General features: G+C 62.3%; 2 protein-coding genes. One reads left to right on the forward strand and one right to left on the reverse strand.

Features of this window, described 5'->3' with window-relative positions; all coding sequences use genetic code 11:
- Positions 1–11: 11 nt before the first annotated feature.
- Entirely contained in the window at positions 12–293 is a 282-nt protein-coding gene (locus tag ACZBJS_RS42485; protein ID WP_076829365.1) for a LexA family protein, read from the reverse strand.
- 39 nt (positions 294–332) lie between these two features.
- Between ACZBJS_RS42485 and ACZBJS_RS42490 the strand changes: the two genes are divergently transcribed.
- The coding region (locus ACZBJS_RS42490) for an IS630 family transposase (RefSeq protein WP_463440328.1) at positions 333–1,381 on the forward strand (1,049 nt) is incomplete at its 3' end.

Consider the following 1,381-nt stretch of genomic DNA (forward strand, 5'->3'; position numbering starts at 1 on the left):
CTAGTGGCTCGTCACAGTGATTTTGACGGTTTGATACCGAGCCAGCTTAGGATCGGCAAGTTCTCTGGCGGCACGAGGATTTCGATGCTTCTGGGGATATCGGCTCGACGGCGAATGAGGCCGTTACGTTCGAGCGTGACGATCATCTGATGGACTGAGGGCGGGCTAACACCGAAGTGACGCTGCATGTCGGCTTCGGCGGGGGGCCGTCCGAACATGTGCGAGTAGGTATAGATGAAAGCCAGATAATGGCCCTGCTTCTCGGTAAAGCGTGCGCCTGATTTTTGACTCATGGATCGATTCGTCCGGAGCCTCCGACAGGGAGGCGAACGATGAATGTACGGTACCGGGTTGAATTGAGCCAAGCCGAGCGAGAGGAACTGACGGCGATGCTGAGCGGCGGCAAGCATGCCGCTCGCAAACTCAAGCGGGCCCAGATTTTGCTGGCGGCCGACATCGGCAGCCGCGACGAGGAGATTGTCCGGACCGTCAGAGTAAGCGCCTCCACCGTCTATCGGACCAAACGCCGCTTGGTGGAAGGCAATCTCGATCGGGCCTTGAGTGAGGAGCCGCGTCCCGGTGCGGAGCGCAAGCTGACCGGCAAGGAGGAAGCCCTGCTGGTGGCGACCGCATGCGCCAAGCCGCCCGCTGGCCGGAGGCGCTGGACGCTGGCGCTGCTGGCCGACGTGATGGTCAAGCTCACCGATCATGACAGCCTGTCGGGCGAGACCGTGCGCCGCCGGCTGGCCGATAACGACCTCAAGCCGTGGCGCAGGGACATGTGGTGCATTCCCCATGTCGATGGCGAATACGTCGCCCGCATGGAAGATGTGCTCGATCTCTACGCTGAAGCGCCTGATCCCGAGCGGCCGCTGGTCTGCTTCGACGAAACCCCCGTCCAGCTCATCGGCGAAGTGCGCCAGCCGATCCCACCCGAGCCGGGAAAGCGCGAGCGTTACGATTACGAGTACCGCCGCAACGGCACCGTCAATCTCTTTGTCGCCCTCGATCCGCATCGGGCCTGGCGTAACGTCAAAGTCACCGAACGGCGCACCGCCGTGGATTATGCTCACTGCATGCGCGAACTCGTCGATGTCCATTACCCCAAGGCCGCCTGCATCCGTGTCGTGCAGGACAATCTGTCGATCCATGCCCCCGGCGCCCTCTACCAGGCCTTTGCCCCCGCCGAGGCCCGCCGCATCCTGCGCCGCCTCGAGTTCCACTACACCCCGAAACACGCCAGTTGGCTCAATATGGTCGAGATCGAGATCGGCGTGCTCCAAGGGCAGTGTCTCGGCCGCCGGATCGACGATCCAAAACGCCTTAGAAACGAGATCGCAGCATGGGAGCGGCAGCGAAACAAAACTCGCGCCCGTATCAA

The sequence above is a fragment of the Bradyrhizobium sp. KZN70725 genome (genome assembly GCF_055264925.1).